The sequence below is a fragment of the Kitasatospora sp. NPDC093102 genome (assembly GCF_040683915.1).
Taxonomy (GTDB): Bacteria; Actinomycetota; Actinomycetes; order Streptomycetales; family Streptomycetaceae; genus Kitasatospora.
Genome location: NZ_JBFBFA010000145.1, coordinates 1 through 1,358, shown reverse-complemented (window position 1 = coordinate 1,358; position 1,358 = coordinate 1). Strand labels below are relative to the sequence as shown.

The 1,358-nt window shown below is 66.6% G+C and carries 1 protein-coding gene; it reads right to left on the bottom strand.

Going from position 1 to position 1,358, the window contains the following annotated elements; translation table 11 throughout:
- Positions 1-125: 125 nt before the first annotated feature.
- The gene (locus tag AB0O11_RS39365; RefSeq protein ID WP_363397439.1) at positions 126-920 is read right to left on the bottom strand and encodes a helix-turn-helix domain-containing protein; all 795 of its coding nucleotides are present in this window, start codon (positions 918-920) and stop codon (positions 126-128) included.
- Positions 921-1,358 lie beyond the last annotated feature (438 nt).

Here is a 1,358-nt window from a genome sequence, read left to right as displayed (position 1 = left end):
CTCCACCGAAGTCACCCGCCCACAACCAGCATGAGCACCCCGACAGCGACGCACACCAGGCCCGTGACCAGCCACTTTACGATGCACACCACTCATTGGCTTGTTCCCCCCGAGGACTTCTGTGTTCAGCTGGCTTGCTGCAGCATCGGCATGATCTGACGCTGGGTTCGGGTGTGCTCCAGTCGCCGGGACAGGGCTGCGGCGGTGTCCATCGTGGCGTCGGCCAGGCGCTCGGTGCGCCGCTGCCAGTAGGCGTCAGGGGCGAGGAGGCTGACGGAGCCGACGAGAACGGAGCCGCGCCACAGCGGCACGGAGAGCATCTCCCATCCGGCGACGGGGGAAGGAGTGCGTGCGTATCCCTGTATCTTGATGCGCCGCAGGACGGCGTTGCCTGCGCTCAGGTCGTCGAGGCTGGCGAGCATGACCAGGCCGGCGGCGTCCTGGTGCAGGGGCGCGCGGCGCAGGACGGGCCCCGCGTCGGAGGTCGCCAGCGCGGCTGCGAAGTCGTGACGCTTGCCGTGCGCGATGTCGACGCAGATCCTGCTGGGCATGCCCAGCAGGAGGTGGCTGTGCAGGGCGACGACCTGGTTCGTGCGGCGCTGCAGGTGGGCGAGCTCCTCGGAGATCGCCGGGGAACTGGCGGGCAATGCGGTCAGCGAGTCCTGGCTGTGCCCTGTGACGCTGGGGTGGGCGATGGAGTAGGTGCCGTAGGTCGGTTGGACGAAGGTGTGCGTGCGCACGCCGGACTGGAGGATGCGGTGGGCGGTGGAACGGGTGAGCCCGCTGTGGGTCATCACCTCTGCGAGTGTGTGCGCACCCGGGCCAAGCTCGATCATTGCCTGCAGCACTCGATAGGCGCGCTCCGCAGAGTTGTTCCGTTCGTGATCGTGGGCTTGCAGCTCGTGCGGCGGCTTCGGCATCATCAGGCCCCCCAGGTCTGTGAGCGTGTGCGGCTGGTGAGGCGAATGACCGATTCAGATGCCAAGTCGCCCTCGTGGTCCTAAAGATGTAGTCGAACTGGCCGCCGTTGGCCAGGAAGGACCCCTTCCTGAAGTTGCATTTTAGTAAGGCTTGCCTGACCGCCGACTCGGCCTGGCCGAGCGCAATGCTTGAAAGATGAAAGCGCGCCGGGAGGCCGCTGCCGGGAGACCAGGACCCTCGTCGGCGGCGATCGCCGGCGCCTGGACGAGGGGGTACAAGTGACGACCACACGTCAGGGGAACGGCGATGCACCGGACCAGAAGGAGCAGTTTCAGGCACTGCTGGTCAGGAGCCGTTGTTGTACCGAGTGGTTCGCTTGGCGTTCGAACGAGGGTTCCCGGTCGAGTGATCCTGCGGCAACCCGGGCATGAAGACAG

What these genes read in the sequence shown, in the direction of transcription:
- AB0O11_RS39365 (WP_363397439.1), bottom strand. Translation starts at nt 920, where the DNA reads ATGCCGAAGCCGCCGCACGAGCTGCAAGCCCACGATCACGAACGGAAC.